This window comes from Bradyrhizobium cytisi (genome assembly GCF_008123515.1).
GTDB classification, from domain to species: Bacteria; Pseudomonadota; Alphaproteobacteria; order Rhizobiales; family Xanthobacteraceae; genus Bradyrhizobium; species Bradyrhizobium cytisi.
This window is the reverse complement of sequence record NZ_VSSR01000051.1, coordinates 1-18,329: the sequence shown is the minus strand read 5'-3', so window position 1 is coordinate 18,329 and position 18,329 is coordinate 1. Positions and strand designations below refer to the sequence as shown.

Here is an 18,329-nt window from a genome sequence, read left to right as displayed (position 1 = left end):
AGTTCGACGACAATACTACGATCCCGGAGCGAAAGGCGCACGCTGTCGTGAGGCGTGCTGAAAATTCCCTACCGCAGCGCGTGAGGCCGACGTCGGCGCCGATGGCCGCCGCATCCCCGGGCGTGAAAAAATCACAAGCAATTTCAACTGTATATGGGTTCGCGGTTTTGTTCTGAATGGTGCGCCACTTCATCCCACCGCAACGTCGACGTTCTGACCGGCATCGCGCGCCGTCGGCGTCGTGACCACCGACATCGCCGGCCCATCGCCCGGCGGGCCGATCAGGCAGGCGAACCGGCCCCGCCAGGTCGGCGATCGCCAGAGATCGCGCCCGAGCGCCGCCCATTCGTGAAACGCGATGACGACCGGATTGTTGGAGCGCAGCGGCTTCACCAGGCCGTAATTGCACGGCAGGTCGTCGCGTTCGGCGACGAAGGTGCCGAACATCCGGTCGAACACGATGAAGATGCCGCCGTAGTTGCGATCGAGATACTCCGCGTTGCAGGCATGGTGCACGCGATGATGCGAGGGCGTGTTGAGCACATATTCCAGCCAGCCGAGTTTCGGGATCCACTCCGCGTGCAGCCAGAACTGGTAGAGCAGATTGACGCCGGCTGCGATGAACACCGGTCCCTGTGCGAAGCCGAGCCAGATCATCGGCACGTAGAAGATTGCGGCACCGGTCAGCCTCCCGGTCCAGCCGAAGCGGTAGGACGCCGCGAGATTGAACTCGTTCGAGGAATGGTGGATCGCATGCGTCGCCCAGAACCAGCGAACCCGGTGGCTGGCGCGATGGAACCAGTAGTAGCTGAAATCCTGGGCGATCACGAGCACGACCACCGACAGCACGCTGTTGAGCGGGATGGTGAACAGCCGGTGGCTCCAGGCCAGATCGACCAGCGGCTGCGCGATGCTGAGCGGCAGCAGCGTGTAGACGAGATATTGCCGGCCGAGCGCATCGACCAGCGAGGCCAGATAGGCGCGCCAATTGTAGTCACGGCGCATCACCAGGGCCAGGACGAGACCCTCCAGCGTCGCGATCACGATCACGGCGGGAAGGGAAAATTGCAGAACGGAAATCAATGGCTTCATGGCAACCTCGCATCCGCAGGCGTCTCGCCTGCAGGGCATGAGTTGCACGGGGGAAGCGCCGCGGCGCGCCGATTCCTGAACGAAGACTGGCCGATTCCTGCAAAGGGCCCGTCAAATCAGGAAACGGCTAGATTTCGGCCCCTGCCACACCGCCGGCACGAGCTCGCCGATATTCGGACGGCGTCAGGCCGGTATGCGCCTTGAAGGCGCGATTGAAGGGCCCGATCGAGCCGAAGCCGGCGTCGAGCGCAATGGTCAGGATAGGCACTGCGGCTTGCGTGGGATCGCTCAGCGCGGCCTCGACCTCAGCCAGACGATAGCCGCTGACGAAGGCGCTGAAATTGCGATGGCCGAGCTGCCGGTTGATCAGATGGCGCAGCCGGTATTCCGGAATCTCGAGCTTCCGTGACAATGTTGCGATGCTCAGGTCCGGCTCGCGAAAGACCTTGTCGTGGTCGAGCAGGCGGCGCAGCGCCGCGAGTTCGGCTGCATCGGGTTCGGTTGCCGGCACTGCTGCCGGTGGATCATGCGAAATCACGGTCGGCTGGCTCGCCAGCGCAGGCGCGGGCACCAGCGGTGGTTCAGTCGAGGCCAGCGTGCCCAGCACGGCGAACAGGAATATCACCGCCGTCAAGCCGGCCGCGTTGGCGAGACTGAGCGATGACACGGACAGGCCGCCGGGCCAGAGCCAGTCCGATGCAATAATGAACAGGGCATAGAGCACGGTGACGACGGCATACCAGACGCGCAGCCGTCGCCGCTTCTCCACCAGATCGGCCGCGCGCCCAGACAGCACATGCCAGATGCCCAGCAGCAGAAGCGACACGGACAGAGCGGTGCGCGCTACATCGACGGACATCGGATGCCTGGACATGTCGATCCACGCGAGGCCCATCAATGCGAGCGCGCCGAGCGAATGGTACCAGCGCAGGCGAAATTCATCGACGAAGATGGCGCTCACTGCAATCCAGAATGCGGCCGGCATGCCGCCGCTGACGAGATGCACCGGAATGCGCAGAAGCAGAGGCAGCGCACCGAAGCCGGATGCCGATTCGACGACATAGGCCGCGATGCTCAAATTCAGCAGTGCGGAATAGCGGCTGACGGGATTGCGCGGTGCATCGCGCGCGGCAATCGCCACGCGAAAAAGAAGAATGACGACCGCTCCTCCTCGCAATGCGGCTTCCAGGGTCGACATGCGATTCAGCGGTCCGAATGAGAGCGTCTTTGGGAAAAGGACAGGAAGAGTATCGTATCAAACTCATCTATCTTGTTTCCAAATATTTCCAATCGTTCAACGGAAACATTGAGCAACCGGCGGATCGCGGCTCCAACGGCTCCGCGCCAGCTCCCGTGTCTACCACCGCCCGACCGGGCAAATCCAACCGCCAAGGTGAACCTGCGAACCCAGGACTGGATGCGACTTGGGCAATATCGACCCGAGTCCACCAAAAGCACGGATAGCAACCATGACCTCGATTTCGGCGCTCTCCACACATCACCACCAACACACATCGCCCCTGCAGCGACTGCAAGACGAGCTGCAATCGGAAGTCAGTTCCGGCACGATCAGTGCATCCGATCAGTCGGCGCTGTCCTCCGCGCTCGACGATATTGACTCTTCGCTGCAATCAGACGGGACAAGCAATCAATCCAGCGGCAGCGGACCTGACGGCATCAAGTCGAAGATCGATGATCTGATCCGGCAGGAGGTGTCGTCCGGCAAGCTCACCGACCAGCAGGCCACCGAGCTGCAAGGTATCTTCAAGTCTGCGTTCGCGCACGGACCAGGTGGAGCGGGCGGACCGCCGCCGTTCAACGCGCCGCCTCCTGTCAGCGGCACCGACAGCTCGTCCAGCGGCACGAACAGTTCGTCGAGTGGCAATTCGACGGCGGATCTGCTCGAGAAATTCCTGGATTCGCTGAAAGCCTCGCTCGCGGATTCGACCTACAGCGGGACGGGATCGAACGGCACGTCCAATCCCTCCGACCCCTCGCTGTCCAATGTCCTTCTCAACGACCGGATCTGATATCGGCGACGCACCACGCGTCTGATCCGGCCATCCTTCAGCATCCCAAAGGGTGGCTCAGCTGCGATCCGGACGGGGGCCATACGCGGCCCTCGTCCTCGCGGTCTCAGTGCCTGACATGCTCGAACACCACGATCACGCCGGTCGGCTCGGGCTCGTGCGCCATCAGGCGCGTCAAGTCCGCATCGCTCCAGTCGGCGAGGCTGACGACTTCACCGGTTTCGCGCTCCGCGCCGAGCGATGGCGTCGGCTCGAGGACTTTCAATCCCATCTCGTCGACGAAGAAGGTATGTTCCCCGAACATGCTGTTCAGCTGGGGCATGGCGGGATGCTCGTCGGGCAGCACCTGGGCGCCGAGCTGGTTGACGGTCTGCTTCACCTGGTCGGATGTGAGCTTCATGAGCTGCTCCGTTTCTGTCATGTCGGGTTTCATGGCTTGAACCAAGGTTTGGCCGGAGCGCGTGTTCCCTGCGCCTGTGTCGCCTGGCTCAAACTCCGAACGGGTGCTGCTCACAAATGTTCCAGCGAAATGAATTTCGTGATCGCATGTTGCATCTGCCGCGCCGACGGCGCGAGATCGCCACACGATGTCCACGATCTGATCGATGAGCGCTAGTGCTCGCTCCGGTTTTCGCCGACCGAGAGCGCGCAGATGCGTGACAGATGTATGTAGGGCAGCCCCGTCTCCTCCGCCCAGGCGTTGAACTGCGCCTGCACCTTGGCGAGATCGCCCTTCGACTTGACCTCTTCGGCGATGTCGAGGCCGGCATCGCGCAGGCAGGCGACGACATCCTTCGAGGTGACGAATCCGTCCCAGCCGACGAAGCGCAGCAGCATCTGGCCGGTGTTGCCGCCGAGCCTCGAGCCGCGCTTGGTCAGGAGATCGAGCAGGCCGATCTCGTTGGACGGCGGCCATTTCGCCAGAAACTTGCCGAAGCTGCCATGCTCCTTCGCGATCTCCTGCACGAAGGCGGCGTTGTCGCGCACCGACATGATCTTGGCGCCATTGCGCACGATCCGCGCATCGCGCAGCAGCGCTTCCCAGTAATCTTCGGGCTGGAAGCTGAGCTTGGCCGGCTGGAAGCGCAGGAAGGCATCTTCAAAGCCGCCCCACTTCGCGTCGATCACGCTCCAGGCGAAGCCCGCGCAAAACACCCGCCTGGTCATCTCCGCGAGGATGCGATCGTCGCCAAGTTTTGCGAGCCCCTTCAGGTCGGGCTTGTCAGGCATCAGACTGTCGAGCGCCTTGGGCCCGCCTTTGCGCTTCTCGGCACGGGCACGAATGGTCTTGAAGGAGGTCATGCGATCACTCGCGTTGAAGGCGCGCCACGACACCAGAATTCGACGATCCGGTCCAGTCCTGCGACGCACCGGCACTTGCGCGCTCCCGCGCGTCACAGCATGCTTCCTTCCTGCCAGATTGGCAGAACCAGGCGGCCGTGCTGGTCCGCTTCTTGCTTTATAACAGTTTGGAATTCGCAGACATTTTCACACTCTCTCCGACGGATTCTCAATGCGCTGCCTGGTCGTGGCCGACCTGCACTACTCGTTGCCGCAGCTCGATTGGCTCGTCAGCGCGGCGCCGCAATTCGACCTTGTGATCTTCGCTGGCGACGCGCTGGACATCGGATCGACGGTGGATTTCCGCGCCCAGATCGTGGTGGTGAAGAAGTACCTTGCGCTGATCGCGGCGCAGACCAGGGTGATTCTCTGCTCCGGCAATCACGACCTCGACGAACGCAACGCCGAGGGCGAGAAGATCTCGCGCTGGATCTCGGAGGTGCGCGAGCTGGGTATCGCTTGCGACGGCGACAATCTCGCCATCGGCGACACGCTGTTCACAGTGTGCCCGTGGTGGGACGGACCGCTGGTCAAGCAGCGCATCGTCGACCAGCTGCGCGCCGCCTCGCTCAACCGTCCGCGGCGGTGGATCTGGGCGCATCACGCGCCGCCGGCCAATTCGCCGACCAGTTGGGGCGGCAAGCGGTTCTTCGGCGACGTCGAGCTGGTGCAGTGGGCCATGCAGTATCAGCCGTCGATGGTGATCTCGGGCCATGTGCATCAATCCCCCTTCATCACGGACGGCTCGTGGTTCGACCGGCTGGGCCAGACGTGGGTGTTCAATGCCGGCCTGCAACCGGGGCGACCGCCGACGCATATCGTGCTGAACCTGGATGAGAACAAGGCGTTCTGGCTGGCGGCGGGCGAGGCGCAGTGGATTGATCTCAGCGCGCCGTTAAAGCGACCGGCCGCCACGATCGAGAATCCACCTGACTGGCTTACATCCTTGGGTCGGATTGCCGATCCGAGCCTGGCGAGACCTCGAGCGGCGGCAGGTTGATCATGCTCTGCAGCACCTCGCCGACCATGGCGAGATGCGTTCCGTGACCGGCATATTGCCGCTTGAGATCGGCGAGATAGGTGTTGGCGGCATTGAGCCGCTGCGCCAGCATGCGCGCGATCAACAGCGTGACCTCCGGCTCCCGCTTGAGGAGCGAGGCAGCGTCCTCGAACTCGTAGACGACGGTGTCGGCGCAAGCCCGCACAGTCGCCGTGTGCGGCAGCCCCAGCAACACGGACATCTCGCCCAGCACCGCACCGGGCTCGGCAATGGTGGCGACCACCATCTCGCCCTTGAGCACCTCGAGCTTGCCGCTCATCAGCACATAGAGATGGCCGGAGGCGCCGCCTTCGGTCACCAGATGCGTGCCGGCCGCAATCTGCCGCTCAGTTCCCCCGGTGCAATAATCCAGAACCGCGCGCATCGCCGCAAACTCCCGTCCTCAGAGACAGTAGAGCACGATCCGCGGGGAGATGCAGCGGTTTTTGAGCGTGCCGCGCGTCACGCCCGCGAGAGTGAAGGCACCTCCTCCGGCATAATGGCCTGGAGGCCGCCGAAGCGACGCTCGCGGCCATGGAAGGAGGCGAGCGCCGCGGCAAGATCGCCTGCATCGAATTCCGGCCACATCCGCTCGGTGAAATGCAGCTCCGCATAGGCGCCTTCCCAGAGCAGGAAGTCCGACAGGCGCTTTTCACCCGACGTGCGGATGATGAGATCGACGTCGCGCAAGCCGGCCTCGCCGGTCACTAGTTGCGAGAAGGCTTCGCGGGTGAGGCTGGTCAGCGCGGCCGCCTTCGCCGCAGCGTTCAGGATGGCGTCGCGCGCGGAATAGTCGACGGCGATGCGCAGATGCAGCGTGGTGCCATGGGCAGTGGCGGCCTCCGCGCGCGCGATGGCGGTGGCGATGCCGTCCGGCAATCGGTCGCGACGGCCGATCACGTTGAGCCGCACGCCGTTCTTCACCAGGCTCTGCACCTCATTGGCGAGATAGAAGCGCAGCAGCGTCATCAGCGCGGCGACCTCGGCCTTCGGCCGGCGCCAATTGTCGGTCGAGAACGCATACAGCGTCAGCGTGCCGATGCCCTGCTTCGGCGCGGCCTCGACGATGCGGCGGATCGTCTCGACGCCGGCCTCGTGACCGCGCATGCGCGACAGGCCGCGCCGCGTCGCCCATCGTCCGTTGCCATCCATGATGATGCCGACATGAAGCTTCTCGTTAGGGGGCGTGACGTCACTTTGCATCGCAAAGCCTCCAGTCAAAAAAGGGGGCGATCAGGTCGGAAGAATGCCGAGGCGGCCAAGCGGCGGTGCCTCGCGGCCGGCGGCCCTGGCGGCATCGCGCACCAGCCGCTCGAGCACGGCGAGATAGTCGAGGAAGCGGCGGCGGCCGGTCCTGGTCAGACGGCAGGTGGTGTGCGGGCGATTGCCCTCATAGCCCTTGGTCACCTCGACCAGACCGGCCTCCTGGAGCACGGCGAGGTGCCGGCTGAGATTGCCGTCGGTGAGGCCGCAGAGCTGCTTGAGATCGGCGAAGGCAAGCCCCTTCGGGTACGCCATCAGCGAGGTCAGAAGCCCGAGCCTCGCCTTCTCGTGGATCACACGGTCGAGCCCTTCATAGGAGAACGGCGCGCTGTCAGTCTTCGACATCATTCTCTCCGGACGCGACATACAGAATGGCCGCCATCACCGACTGGCCGATCACGAAAGGCAGTCCCATGGTCCATGGCGACAGCATGTGGGTCCGGCTCGCCAGCACCACCACCGCAAAGCCCGAGATGAAGTACCAGGCCCCGGCGAACGCCACGCTGCGCGGCAGCGAGCGGATGGAGGCGAAAATGCCGAGCGAGACCAGGATCTGCCACAGTCCCGGCAGGAGCCACAGCGTCTCGGCTGCGAACTTCCACATCACCACCGCGAGCAGGACGCCGGCGACGGCCGCGGGCAAGAACTGCTCGACCGCCTGGTGGATCATGGCGTCGGCAAGGCCCGAATGATGACGCTGCGAGCGCGCGCGCATCTCGATCCAGATCATCGCCCCCGACAGCATAGCCGCAACAAACCAGCCGAGAAAGAAGCCGAGCGGCTCGCCGGTGGGATCGCCGAGCAGCCAGAATTGCAGGATCGCGGTGACAAGCGCGATCGCGCCGGTCGCAGCCATCGTCGCCGGACCATAACCGCGGAACGCCGTCCCAGCCGCAATTTGGCTGCGGATCGCCACGATGTCCGCCAGCGCCTTGTCGAGATCGCGCATCGGCAACGCCAAAACTCCGCTCCACCCCTTGCGGCCGGAATCGCCCCGGTCACTTTGTATTGCAAAGTATACCGCGCTACAAAGCAAAGGCAAGCCGGAATGTCGCAAACAGGAGGCATGGACCGGCCGGACAACTGCCGGTTGCGCAACGCCTGCCCGCGCGGATAAGATGGACCCAAATGCCGTCCCGGGGGAAGTTATGTTGCTTAGGTCGTTTGTCGTTACCTTTCTTTTGCAGCTGAGCCTTGCCGGAGCAGCAAATGCGGCCGGACCGTTCGGCTCGGTCAATGTCGGCAACTGGATCGGCGGTGCCTTCAGCAACGATCAAACGGGCGCCTTCTCCCATTGTGCGGCGACAACGCCTTATGCGAGCGGCGTCATCCTCGTCGTGAGCCAAAATGCCGCCGGCACATGGTCGCTCGCCTTTGCGAGTCCCGGCTACCGCTTCAACAAAGGGGAGAACGCCGCGATCGACGTGACATTTGATGGGCAGGAGCAAGCCAGGCTGTTCGCCACGGCGTATCAGCCCAACATGCTCACGGCCATCATGCCGCTCAATGTTGTGCGTACGTTTCAGAAGGCGAGCCTGATGGTGGCGACAGCCGGCCGCGCCGTTCTGAATTTCGATCTGACCTCGACCGGACCGGTGATCGCCGCATTGGCTAATTGCGTGACCAAGGTGAAAGCCGACGGGCTCGACAAGGCCGGCGATTTCACCAAGGGTGCCGCGAAGCCGGCAGCCGCGGCGGACAAGCAGGGCGCACCGCCTGCCGGCAAGCCCGGCAAAGCAGCCAAGAGTAGCTCCGGCTTTGGCACCGGCTTCGTGGTCAGCGCCAGCGGGCATATCGTCACCAACAACCACGTGATCGACGGTTGCAGCGAACTCAAGGGGAATCTCACTGGCGAACCCGCGATGGTGTTGCGAGTCGTGTCGAGCGATGCGAACAACGATCTGGCTTTGTTGCAGCCGTCATCGGCCGTGGCATTCAAGGACTTCGCCCGGATCCGCGATCGCTCGTTCCACTCCGGCGATTCCGTCGTCGCGATCGGCTTTCCCTATCATGGCTTGCTCACGTCGGACTTCACCGTGACGACCGGGATCGTGAGCTCGCTCAGCGGCATGCTCAACGACACGCGCTTCCTGCAAATCAGCGCACCGGTGCAGCCGGGCAATAGCGGCGGCCCGCTGTTCGACAATAGCGGTCAGATCGTGGGCGTGGTCACGGGAAAGCTCCCCGGCTTGCGCATAGCCGCGGCCACCGGCAACATTCCCGAGAACATCAACTTCGCCATCAAGACCGGCGCGTTGCGCGACTTCCTCGACAATTCGGTTGTACCGTACCAGACGGCCGAGCCGAAGGGCGAGCTCAAGACCACCGACATCGCCGGCAACGCCCGCGCCTACACGATGCTGATCTCGTGTAAAGGGACCGAGCAGGCCGACGCGAAGAAGTAAGAAGCGGATCAAAGGCAAGTTGCCACCTTACCCACCGCTGTCGTTCCCCGCGAAGGCGGGGAATCCAGTACGCCGCGACCTACCGATTCAAGCACTCCCGTTTCGGACTCCTGGATCGCCCGGTCAAGCCGGGCGATGGCGCCGTTGATGCGGGCACAACGTGCCCATCAAATCACCCGTGGCAGCACGCGCCCTTCGCCTGCGGCTCGTACTGGTCGTGCAGGCGGACCCAGTCCATCGGATAGGGCAGACCCTCCTCGTGACGGCCGAGCGGGGTCAGATCGAGATATTGACAGGCCGCGTTCATCATGTCGAGGCCGCGGGCGAAACAGGAATAGGTGTGAAAGATCGAGCCGGCCTCGTTGCGATAGAACACGCTGATGCCGGGCAGCTCGGGCCCATAGAACGGCGTGGTGCCAAAATTGTATTTCGGGGCGCCCTGGTCGATCTGCTCGCGCGTGAACGAGACCTCGTAATCATAGTTAAAGTCGTTGTGGCCTGAGGACACCCACTCAAAGCTCCAGCCCATGCGCTTCTTGAACGCCTCGAGCTTTTCGACTGACGCCAGCGAGATCGCGACCATGGTGGTGTCGCGCGCCACCAGATGCGGCACCATGCGCTCGAAACCATCGGCCCAGAAAGAGCAGCTCTTGCAGGCGGCGTCCCAGTCGGGCGCGAACATCACGTGTTGCACCACGAGCTGCGGACGACCCTTGAAGAGATCGCCGAGCGTGACCTTGCCGTTCGGTCCATCGAACACATAGCTCTTGTCGACCTTTACCCAGGGCAATGCGCGGCGCTCCTCGGCAAGGCGTTCGCGGGCCCGGCTCAACTCCTTCTCATGGGCCAGATGGGCTTTGCGGGCGGCGACCCATTGCTCGCGCGAGACGATCTGATGTTCCTGCATGATGTCCTCCTTGCGGTCAGGCGACGAAGGTATCGAGCTTGTCGAAGAACGAGCTCCAGCCACGCTGGTGATTGTCGCGCGCAGTTTCGTCGAAGAACTGGGCGTGATGAAAAATCATCAGCGTCCCGGCACTGTCCGGCTTCAGCGTGATCGTCACCAGCGATTCGCGTTCCGGCGTCGAATGCCAGGCCCAGGTGAAGACCAGGCGCTCGTTCGGCACGACCTCGCGATAGAGGCCACCCGCCTCGAAATATTCGCCGTCCTCGCGGGTAAAGGAGATGCGGTAGCGGCCACCGGAGCGGACATCGAGCTCGGCATTCAGCGTCGCCGGCTTCATGTTCGGCGGCCCAAACCATTGCACTAGCTGCTCGGCTTGCGTCCAGGCGGCGAAGACCTTTTCCGGCCGCGCGCGGAGCCGGCGCGTGAGCGTGAGGCTTGGACCTTCGGTTGCGCGTTCGGCGGCGTTGGCGGCTGCACTGACCATGGTTTGTCCTCCACAAATGCGGCAAGGCGGTCGAAGCTCTCGGACCAGAATTGCGCGTAGCGATTGAGCCAGTTCATCGCCTGCTCCATCGGCTGCGCGGTAAGCCGGCAGGAGACCGTGCGTCCGGCCTTCTCGCGTACAATCAGGCCCGCATCCGTAAGCACGTCGAGATGCTTCATGATCGCCGGGAGCGAGATCGAGAACGGCGCCGCCAGCTCGCTCACCGAGCTGTCCTTTTCGCCGAGACGCGCGAGCAGCGCGCGCCGTGTCGGATCGGACAGCGCCGCAAAGGTACGATCGAGCCTCTCGTCTTTATACTTAACCATAAGGTTTAGTATAGACGCAACAGCCACCCCGTCAAGCGGGAACCACGCAGGAAAAAAGCCCCGCCTTGCGGCGGGGCTTCATGTCCGGTCATTCACGCGATTGCTACTCGACCTTGAGGCCGGCGAACTCGACGACCTTCTTCCACTTCGCGGTCTCGGCCTCGATCTCCTGGCCGAACGCCTCCGGCGTCAGCACCAGCGGATCGCCGCCGAGCTCGACCAGCCGCTTGGTCATGTCGGGCTCCTTCATGAGCGTGTTGATCTCGTTGTTGAGCTTGGCGATCATGTCCTTCGGCATGTTCTTCGGCGCACCCATGCCGAACAACGCGCTCGCCTCGTAGTCCTTCACGGTCTCGCCGATCGCGGGCACGTCCGGCAACTGCGGCGAGCGCTGCGCCGTGGTGACGCCGAGCGCGCGAAGCGAGCCGGAGCGGATGTGCTGGATGATCGAGGGCATGTTGTCGAAGATCACCTGCACCTGGCCGCCGAGCATGTCGGTGATCGCGGGCGCAGCGCCGCGATAGGGCACGTGCTGCATCTTGCAGCCGGTCATCGCCATGAACATTTCGCCGGACAGATGCACCGAGGTGCCGTTGCCGGAGGAGGCCATGTTCACCTTGCCGGGGTTGGCCTTCACATACTCGATGAACTCGGCGACGGTCTTGGCCGGCACGTCGTTGTTGACGGTCATCACGTTCGGCACGCGCTGGAACGCGGTGATCGGCGCGATGTCGCGGACGAAGTTGAATTTGAGATTGGCATAGAGCGTCGCGTTGATGTAGTTCGCCGGATTGATCAGCAAGACGGTGTAGCCGTCGGGCTCGGCGTTCACGACCGATTCGGTGCCGATATTGTTGCCGGCGCCCGGCTTGTTCTCGATCACGAATTGCTGGCCGAGCCGCTCCGAGAGCCGCTGGCCGATCAAGCGCGCCAGGATGTCGGTGGCGCCGCCCGGCGGATAGCCGACCACGAACTTCACCGGCCGGGACGGATAATCCGCGGCGAAGGCCTTCGATAGCGGGCTGGCTGCAAGCGGGGTGGCGGCGAGCAGGCCGAGCGCGGAACGGCGAGTGATCATCTCAAGGGTTCTCCCAGTGTTGTTCTTGATCGCGGCGTCAGCGGCGTTGTAACAAAGCCCGCCACGCGCGGAAAGTGCGCAACGTTCATGGCGACGAAAGGATAAGGCATGCCGATCAAGGTCGAAGCCCTCGATCATCTCGTGATCAACGTCGCCGACGTCGCAATTACCACCGAGTGGTATCGCAAGATTCTCGGCATGGAAGTCAAGGTGTTCGACCCCGGCGGCGGCAAAGCGCCGCGGACCTCGCTTCAATTTGGTCAACAGAAGATCAACGTCCGGCCGCGCGACGCCGACAAGGTGGAGTGGTTCACCGCCAACCACCAGACCGCCGGCAGCGAGGATCTGTGCTTCCTCACCTCGGCGACGCCCGACGAGGTGGTAGCGCATTTGCAGGCGCATGGCGTCGCGATCGAGCAAGGCCCGGGCCCGAGGCAAGGCGCCCGCGGCACGCTGCGCTCGGTCTATTGCCGGGATCCGGATGGCAGCCTGATCGAGATTTCATCTTACGAGGACTAGCACGGTGCCGGCTCAGAACGACCCCAGCGCCACGGGGCGGAACGCCTGCAGCAGCTGCTGGTCCAGCTTGCCGCCCATGCCTTCCATCATCGTGAAGGCACGCGAGTGCGTGAAGGGCATGCGGTAGGCCCGCTTCTCCACCAGGGCTGCGTAGATGTCGACGATCGTCGTCAGCCGCACGATGTCGCTGATCTGGTTCGACGACAGAGCGTTTGGATAGCCGCTGCCATCGAGGAATTCGTGGTGATGCAGCACGACATCCAGCATCTCCGGCGGGAAGCCGCCCTGGGCTGCGAGCGCGTCATAGCCGCGGCGCGGATGCTGGCGGACCTCGGCCATCTCCTCGTCGGTGAGCTTGCCGGGCTTGTCGAGCAGATTGGAGGCAACGAAGGCCTTGCCGACATCGTGCAGCAGGGCGGCACGGGTCAGCCGGCGCTGGTCGTCCTCGCGCATGCCGAGATGCTGCGCGAAGGAAACCGCAAAGCCGGTGACGAACAGGCAGTGGCGATAGCTGCCGACATGATGGCAGCCGACGGTGGTGAGCCATTCGCGCAGCGAGGAATGTTTGATCGCCTTCAGGATCTTGCTCTCGGCCGCGATGATGTCGTCGAACGTCAGGGGAATCCCGAGCGGCAGCTTCTCGAACATCTTCTTCAGCACCGCATGCGCCGCCTCGACGCCGCGGTTGAGCGTCTTGCCGCGATCGGTCGCGTCATAGGTCGCGGTGTCGGGAAACGCGGCGCGGATGCGCTGCAAAATGTCCTCGGGCTGAAGCGGACGCGAGATGGTGTCGGTGGCGCCCAGCGCCCAGGCCTGCATGGTGCCGTGATGAAGCGCGTCAGCCAGCACGAACAGCCGCGGCATCGCGCGATAGGCATCGCCGCGCAGCTTGTTGCGCACCCGCTGCACGCTCTCGGGCGCGCGCAGGTTGATATCGACCACGAGGCCGGAGAGATCGCGCGACGGCTGTTCAGGGATGTCCTGCGTCGTCACCGTCGAGACATCGCCGACCGCCTTCAGGATGCTGGCGAGCTCGGTGCTCGCATCGCTCCGGTCGGAGGCGAGCAGAAGCCGGCGTTTGGCGGCGGATTTGGCTGGCGCGTTCATGGCTTCCCCAAAGGCACGGGAGTGTATTTGGCGTCAGCCTAGGCCGGATCAGGTTCTCCGGCCCTTAAGAGGTGTGCTCAACGGAACCTGCAGGAATTGCGCGCAATTTTACGGGTTTCGGGTTCCGCGGCGGCCCAACAAAAAACCGCGAAAAACAACCCCATGCACAGTAGACACTCGACGCCATTCTCATCGAAAAATGACGAGAATAGCTGGACTATGACGAGAAAGACCCTATATTCTCATCATTGGGTGCTGAGAATATGGTCTATATCCACGACAGAGCCGACTGGCCGGCGTTTCAGTGGAGCGCAGACCGGCTGGCGGCGCGGCTGGCCCAGGTACGTCACAAGCAGGGCCGCCTGCTTGGCCGGATGGACAGTCTCGGCTTCGCCTTGAAGGCAGAAGCCTCGCTCCAGACACTCACTGAAGATGTCGTCAAATCAAGCGAGATCGAAGGTGAGATTCTCGATCGCAATCAGGTCCAGTCGTCGATCGCCCGCCGGCTCGGCATCGATATTGGCGCGCTCACGCCTGTCGAGCGAAACGTCGAGGGCGTCGTCGATATGACGCTCGACGCCACCCAGAAATTCGATCAGCCCATCACCGCCGAACGGTTATTCGGCTGGCACGCCGCCCTGTTCCCGACGGGTCGAAGCGGGATGTTGAAAATTGTCGTTGGCGGGTGGCGCACCGAACAATCGGGCGCCATGCAGGTCGTCTCCGGGCCAGTCGGCCACGAGCACGTTCATTTCGAAGCACCCGCTGCCAACCGGCTCAAGAATGAAATGAGCGCATTCCTCGATTGGTTCAACGCCGACCGGGACTCAGATCCAGTCATCAAGGCCGCGGCTGCGCATCTCTGGTTTGTGACCGTTCACCCGTTCGAGGACTGCAACGGCCGCATTGCGCGCGTGATAACCGATCTCGTCCTCGCGCGTTCGGAACAGAGTACGCAGCGCTTCTACAGCATGTCGTCTCAAATCCGCAAAGAGCGCAACGCCTACTACGACATCCTCGAAAGAACCCAGCGAGGAACGCTCGACATCACCAATTGGCTACAATGGTTCCTCGACTGTCTCGATCGCGCTTTCGACGGCGCCGAGACCATCATCGGAAACGTGCTGCACAAGGCAAGATTCTGGGAGCGCCATCGCGCGCGTTGCCTCAATGATCGCCAGCGGCTGATGTTGAACCGCCTGCTCGATGGGTTTGAGGGCAAGCTCACCTCTTCGAAATGGGCTCGAATCGTCAAAGTCTCGCAAGCGACCGCTGCCCGCGACATCGAAGACCTGATCGAGAAGGGCATCCTTCAGAAGGACGCCGCCGGTGGCCGCAGCACGAGCTATTCGCTGGTGCCGTAGAGTGCAGTGCTTCCACATTGTCATGGCCGGGCTTGTCCCGGCCATCCACGCCCTGCCTGCCGCGCCAAGAACGTGGATGCCCGGGACAAGCCCGGGCATGACGACCTCCAGGAACGAAAATCCGCCGGAGGCTTCCCCCCGGCGGATCATCAGACGTCACGATCAAGCGCAGCCTTACGCCTTCATCGCTCCCTTCACGGCCTCGGCCGTGATCGGCAGCGCTCGGACACGGGCGCCGGAGGCGTTGAAGATGGCGTTGCCGATGGCAGGCGCCACCACAGTCACCGCGGGCTCGCCGACGCCGGTGGCCTTCTCGCCATTGGCGATAACGGCGACCGCGACCTCCGGCACCTGGCTCATGCGCAAGGGCGTGTAGCCATCGAAGTTGGTCTGCTCGATGCCACCGTCCTTCAGCGTCGCCTTCTCGTACAGCGCCAGCGACAGGCCCCACAACGCCGCGCCCTCGACCTGGGCACGGATGTTGTCGGGATGCACCTGCGTGCCGACATCGGTCGCGACCGTGAGCTTCTTCACGGTCACGTCGCCCGACGGCGCCACTGCGACATGCGCGACGCAAGCGGTCCAGCTTGCTGTCGCACGTTCCTGCGACGACACGCAGGCGACGCCCATGCCTTCTCCCTTGGGGAGTTTCTTGGTGCCGTAGCCGGCAAGGCCCATCGCGGCCAGCAGCGTGTTGCGCAGCCGCTGCGCGCCGCCGTCGTTGTTGCCGGCACCGTCGAGCAGCGAGATGCGGTATTGCGCCGGATCCTTGCCGGCCGCGGCCGCGATCTCGTCGATCATGCTTTCGACCGCCCAGAAGGTCCAGCCCGGCGCCACCGAACGGAGCTGACCCGACGGAGTGGCGCTGTGCGCCATCTCGTTCTTGATCGCCCGCACGTGATGGTTGGGCACCGTGTAGAAGAAGTCCGACCCGTTCACCGTGAACGCATCGAGCGGGCCCTTCTTGTCGACCGAGGGCGACAGGAAGTCGGGGATACCCCAGCGCTGCGTCGGCCAGGCCGAGACCACGTCGTGGCTGAGTGCGACGAGCTTGCCGTCGCTGTCCACGCCGGCCTTCACTTTCTGGTAGGTGAGCGGACGCGAGAAATCCATCGTCATGTCGTTCTCGCGCGTGTAGATCACCTTCACCGGCTTGCCCACGGCCTTCGTCGCCTGCACTGCCGGCACCATCATGTCGGCGTCGAGCCTGCGGCCGAAACCGCCGCCGAGCCACATCTGGTGCATCACCACAAACTTCGGATCGATCCCGGCAGCACCGGCCGCAATCGCGCCGGAGCGCGTCGCGAACTGGTTGCCGGAATAGATGTGCAGGATGTCGCCCTTGAACTCCGCGGTGGCGTTCATTGGCTCCATCGGCGCGTGGATGTTGATGCTGGTGGTGTATTCCGCCTCCAGCACCTTGGCCGCCGTGGCGAGGGCAGCCGCGGGATCGCCGTCCTTGACGAAGAACTGGCCGGAATCATCGAGCTTCTGAAGCCGCTTGGCTTCATCGAGCAGCGACTCACTCGATACCTTTGCATTCGGGCCGCCGTCATAGCTGACCTTCAGCGCCGCCGCCGCCTTCTTGGCGTTGGCATAGGTGTTGGCGACCGCAACCACCCAGCCGGTCGTGGTCTGGGTCTTGTCGTCGAGGGTGACGGCCTTGATGAAGCCTGGCACCTTCTTCGCATCGGAGTCGTCGACCGATTTCACCGTGGCGCCGTAGCGCACCGGCGGCGTCACCACTGCGCCATAGACCATGCCCGGAATCATCACGTCGATGCCGTACTTCGCCGTGCCGTTGGTCTTGGAGGGAATGTCGATCTGCGGCACCGACACGCCGATCATGGTGTACTGTTCCGGCGCCTTCAGCTTGATCGCCTTCAGCTCGTCGGGCGTGAAGGTCTTGGTCGCCTTGCCGCTCTTCACGACATCGGCGAACGACATCTGCTTCTTCGACTTCGCATGCACGATCATGGAGTCGCGCACTGCGAGCTCGCCTGCCGGTACGCCCATCGCGGCGGCCGCACCTTCGGTCAACGCCATGCGTCCGGCAGCACCCGCCCGGCTCATCGCGTCGAAATTCATCATGGTCGACCAGCTGCCGCCGGTGATCTGTGCACCGAGGACCGGGTCGTTGAATTTTGGATCGTTGGAGGCGAGGTTGACCCGCATGTCGCTCCACTTGGCACCCAGCTCCTCGCAGACGATCTGCGCCATGGTGGAGGCGATGTGCTGGCCCATGTCTGCCTTGCCGCAGGTTACGGTGACCAGGCCATCGGGCGAGATCGCGTACCAGACGCTCGGCTCGAAATTGGCGGGAGCCGCAGCGAGTGCTTCGCCGACACCGGGCACGCCGGCATAGCCGAGCACGAGGCCGGTGGCGGCGGTGCCGACCAGGAAGGTGCGACGGCTGAGATCTGATGTCTCGGGGGTGACGTTCTTCACGTGATGGTTCATGTGGGCCTCCGCTCGTTGCCGGCGGCGGATGCAGTGCGCATCTCGGTGGCGGCGCGCATGATTGCTTTCTGAATCCGCGAATAGGTCATGCAACGGCAGAGGTTGCCGTCCATATGGGCCACGACCTCTTCCTTGGTCGGATTGGCATTCTTCGCCAGCAGCGAGGCTGCCTGCATGATCTGCCCGGACTGGCAGTAGCCGCATTGCGGCACCTGCTCGGCAATCCACGCCTTCTGCAGGGGATGATCGCCCTTGGCGGAAAGACCTTCGATGGTGGTGATCTTCTTGCCGGCGACGTCGCCGACCATGGTCTGGCACGAGCGTACGGCTTCGCCGTTGACATGCACGGTGCAGGCACCGCACAGGCCGGCACCGCAGCCGAATTTCGTTCCGGTCATCTGCAATTGTTCGCGGATGGCCCAAAGGAGCGGCGTGTCGTTTGCCGCATCCACGGACATGCTCCGCCCGTTGATGGTGAGCGTTGGCATAGGCGTCTTCCCCTGCCGGTGCAATGAAGCCGCTTACGGCGGCAACTTGTGTAGCGGACACCCACCGGGTCGGCGGCCGCCTTGCCCGCAAGAATGATCGCGTTCTCGCGCGGAGGCAAATGCAATTTGGAATCAGTCGAAACTATCGCGGCGTCCGCTTGTTGTGCGATGCGACAACAGCGCTGACGCTAGCGACTGGACACAATTGAAGTGCGCCAAGCGTGGATGCCGTCGCGACGAGGCAGTTTCCTCCGAGTAACCTCGCGGGCTAGAGTATGAAGTATGATGAAGTGAGATCGCCGATGCGGACATTCCTTCTCCCCTTGTGGGAGAAGGTGGCGCGCAGCGCCGGATGAGGGGTATCTATCCGCGAACTCACTGCGAGCTTCACTCGCGGAGAGATACCCCCTCACCCGTCTCGCCGCT

General features: G+C 63.5%; 20 protein-coding genes. 5 read left to right on the top strand and 15 right to left on the bottom strand.

Annotated elements, in window-relative coordinates; translation table 11 throughout:
- Nucleotides 1–189: 189 nt before the first annotated feature.
- A complete protein-coding gene (locus FXB38_RS28650) occupies nucleotides 190–1,092 on the bottom strand; it encodes a sterol desaturase family protein (RefSeq protein ID WP_148754279.1) in 903 nt (300 codons plus the stop codon).
- A 127-nt stretch (nucleotides 1,093–1,219) separates the two neighbouring features.
- On the bottom strand, nucleotides 1,220–2,290 hold the full coding sequence (locus FXB38_RS28645) for an AraC family transcriptional regulator (protein ID WP_148754278.1): 1,071 nt from the start codon (nucleotides 2,288–2,290) through the stop codon (nucleotides 1,220–1,222).
- A 271-nt stretch (nucleotides 2,291–2,561) separates the two neighbouring features.
- On the opposite strand from FXB38_RS28645, the gene FXB38_RS28640 reads away from it, so the two are divergent.
- Complete coding sequence (locus FXB38_RS28640; RefSeq protein ID WP_148754359.1) at nucleotides 2,562–3,122, top strand: hypothetical protein; 561 nt, start codon at nucleotides 2,562–2,564, stop codon at nucleotides 3,120–3,122.
- Nucleotides 3,123–3,228: 106 nt separating this feature from the next.
- Here the strand turns inward: FXB38_RS28640 and FXB38_RS28635 are convergent, their stop codons facing one another.
- Nucleotides 3,229–3,522: a hypothetical protein gene (locus FXB38_RS28635; protein ID WP_148754277.1), complete on the bottom strand. Its 294-nt coding sequence runs from the start codon at nucleotides 3,520–3,522 to the stop codon at nucleotides 3,229–3,231.
- Nucleotides 3,523–3,734: 212 nt separating this feature from the next.
- Complete coding sequence (locus FXB38_RS28630; protein ID WP_148754276.1) at nucleotides 3,735–4,424, bottom strand: DNA-3-methyladenine glycosylase I; 690 nt, start codon at nucleotides 4,422–4,424, stop codon at nucleotides 3,735–3,737.
- A 211-nt stretch (nucleotides 4,425–4,635) separates the two neighbouring features.
- Between FXB38_RS28630 and FXB38_RS28625 the strand changes: the two genes are divergently transcribed.
- Nucleotides 4,636–5,463 carry a metallophosphoesterase family protein gene (locus FXB38_RS28625; RefSeq protein WP_148754275.1) on the top strand — a complete coding sequence of 276 codons (828 nt, stop codon included), beginning with the start codon at nucleotides 4,636–4,638 and terminating at the stop codon, nucleotides 5,461–5,463.
- Here FXB38_RS28625 and FXB38_RS28620 read toward each other — a convergent pair.
- The 4 genes from FXB38_RS28620 to FXB38_RS28605 form a co-directional block, all read right to left on the bottom strand.
- A complete protein-coding gene (locus FXB38_RS28620; RefSeq protein WP_148754274.1) occupies nucleotides 5,402–5,887 on the bottom strand; it encodes a Crp/Fnr family transcriptional regulator in 486 nt (161 codons plus the stop codon). The two genes, FXB38_RS28625 and FXB38_RS28620, sit on opposite strands and share 62 nt — an antisense overlap.
- A 77-nt stretch (nucleotides 5,888–5,964) precedes the next feature.
- Nucleotides 5,965–6,705, bottom strand: coding sequence for a di-trans,poly-cis-decaprenylcistransferase (locus FXB38_RS28615; RefSeq protein ID WP_148754273.1), 741 nt, complete (start codon nucleotides 6,703–6,705; stop codon nucleotides 5,965–5,967).
- A 30-nt stretch (nucleotides 6,706–6,735) separates the two neighbouring features.
- On the bottom strand, nucleotides 6,736–7,110 hold the full coding sequence (locus FXB38_RS28610; protein WP_187435214.1) for a transcriptional regulator: 375 nt from the start codon (nucleotides 7,108–7,110) through the stop codon (nucleotides 6,736–6,738).
- Nucleotides 7,097–7,714, bottom strand: a complete 618-nt coding sequence (locus tag FXB38_RS28605; protein WP_148754271.1) for a hypothetical protein — start codon at nucleotides 7,712–7,714, stop codon at nucleotides 7,097–7,099. The genes FXB38_RS28610 and FXB38_RS28605 overlap by 14 nt, the downstream gene beginning before the upstream one ends.
- 199 nt (nucleotides 7,715–7,913) lie before the next feature.
- On the opposite strand from FXB38_RS28605, the gene FXB38_RS28600 reads away from it, so the two are divergent.
- The gene (locus FXB38_RS28600; protein ID WP_148754358.1) at nucleotides 7,914–9,170 is read left to right on the top strand and encodes a S1C family serine protease; all 1,257 of its coding nucleotides are present in this window, start codon (nucleotides 7,914–7,916) and stop codon (nucleotides 9,168–9,170) included.
- Between the two features lie 172 nt (nucleotides 9,171–9,342).
- Here FXB38_RS28600 and FXB38_RS28595 read toward each other — a convergent pair whose 3' ends face one another.
- The 4 genes from FXB38_RS28595 to FXB38_RS28580 all read right to left on the bottom strand — a co-directional run bounded on the left by FXB38_RS28595 (nucleotide 9,343) and on the right by FXB38_RS28580 (nucleotide 11,965).
- A complete protein-coding gene (locus FXB38_RS28595; RefSeq protein WP_148754270.1) occupies nucleotides 9,343–10,077 on the bottom strand; it encodes a DUF899 domain-containing protein in 735 nt (244 codons plus the stop codon).
- Nucleotides 10,078–10,093: 16 nt separating this feature from the next.
- Entirely contained in the window at nucleotides 10,094–10,438 is a 345-nt protein-coding gene (locus tag FXB38_RS28590; RefSeq protein ID WP_246230221.1) for an SRPBCC family protein, read from the bottom strand.
- Nucleotides 10,438–10,887, bottom strand: a complete 450-nt coding sequence (locus FXB38_RS28585) for an ArsR/SmtB family transcription factor (protein WP_148754268.1) — start codon at nucleotides 10,885–10,887, stop codon at nucleotides 10,438–10,440. The genes FXB38_RS28590 and FXB38_RS28585 overlap by 1 nt, the downstream gene beginning before the upstream one ends.
- Before the next feature lie 103 nt (nucleotides 10,888–10,990).
- On the bottom strand, nucleotides 10,991–11,965 hold the full coding sequence (locus tag FXB38_RS28580; protein ID WP_148754267.1) for a Bug family tripartite tricarboxylate transporter substrate binding protein: 975 nt from the start codon (nucleotides 11,963–11,965) through the stop codon (nucleotides 10,991–10,993).
- A 108-nt stretch (nucleotides 11,966–12,073) separates the two neighbouring features.
- On the opposite strand from FXB38_RS28580, the gene FXB38_RS28575 reads away from it, so the two are divergent.
- The gene (locus FXB38_RS28575; RefSeq protein ID WP_148754266.1) at nucleotides 12,074–12,484 is read left to right on the top strand and encodes a VOC family protein; all 411 of its coding nucleotides are present in this window, start codon (nucleotides 12,074–12,076) and stop codon (nucleotides 12,482–12,484) included.
- 12 nt (nucleotides 12,485–12,496) lie between these two features.
- Here FXB38_RS28575 and FXB38_RS28570 read toward each other — a convergent pair whose 3' ends face one another.
- Nucleotides 12,497–13,591, bottom strand: a complete 1,095-nt coding sequence (locus tag FXB38_RS28570) for an HD-GYP domain-containing protein (RefSeq protein WP_148754265.1) — start codon at nucleotides 13,589–13,591, stop codon at nucleotides 12,497–12,499.
- A gap of 263 nt (nucleotides 13,592–13,854) precedes the next feature.
- On the opposite strand from FXB38_RS28570, the gene FXB38_RS28565 reads away from it, so the two are divergent.
- Nucleotides 13,855–14,955 (top strand): Fic family protein, encoded by a 1,101-nt coding sequence (locus FXB38_RS28565; RefSeq protein WP_148754264.1) that lies wholly within the window; start codon nucleotides 13,855–13,857, stop codon nucleotides 14,953–14,955.
- Between the two features lie 174 nt (nucleotides 14,956–15,129).
- Here FXB38_RS28565 and FXB38_RS28560 read toward each other — a convergent pair whose 3' ends face one another.
- Both FXB38_RS28560 and FXB38_RS28555 read right to left on the bottom strand, forming a co-directional pair.
- Complete coding sequence (locus FXB38_RS28560) at nucleotides 15,130–17,415, bottom strand: xanthine dehydrogenase family protein molybdopterin-binding subunit (RefSeq protein WP_148754263.1); 2,286 nt, start codon at nucleotides 17,413–17,415, stop codon at nucleotides 15,130–15,132.
- The gene (locus FXB38_RS28555) at nucleotides 17,412–17,903 is read right to left on the bottom strand and encodes a (2Fe-2S)-binding protein (RefSeq protein ID WP_092231998.1); all 492 of its coding nucleotides are present in this window, start codon (nucleotides 17,901–17,903) and stop codon (nucleotides 17,412–17,414) included. The genes FXB38_RS28560 and FXB38_RS28555 overlap by 4 nt, the downstream gene beginning before the upstream one ends.
- Nucleotides 17,904–18,329 lie beyond the last annotated feature (426 nt).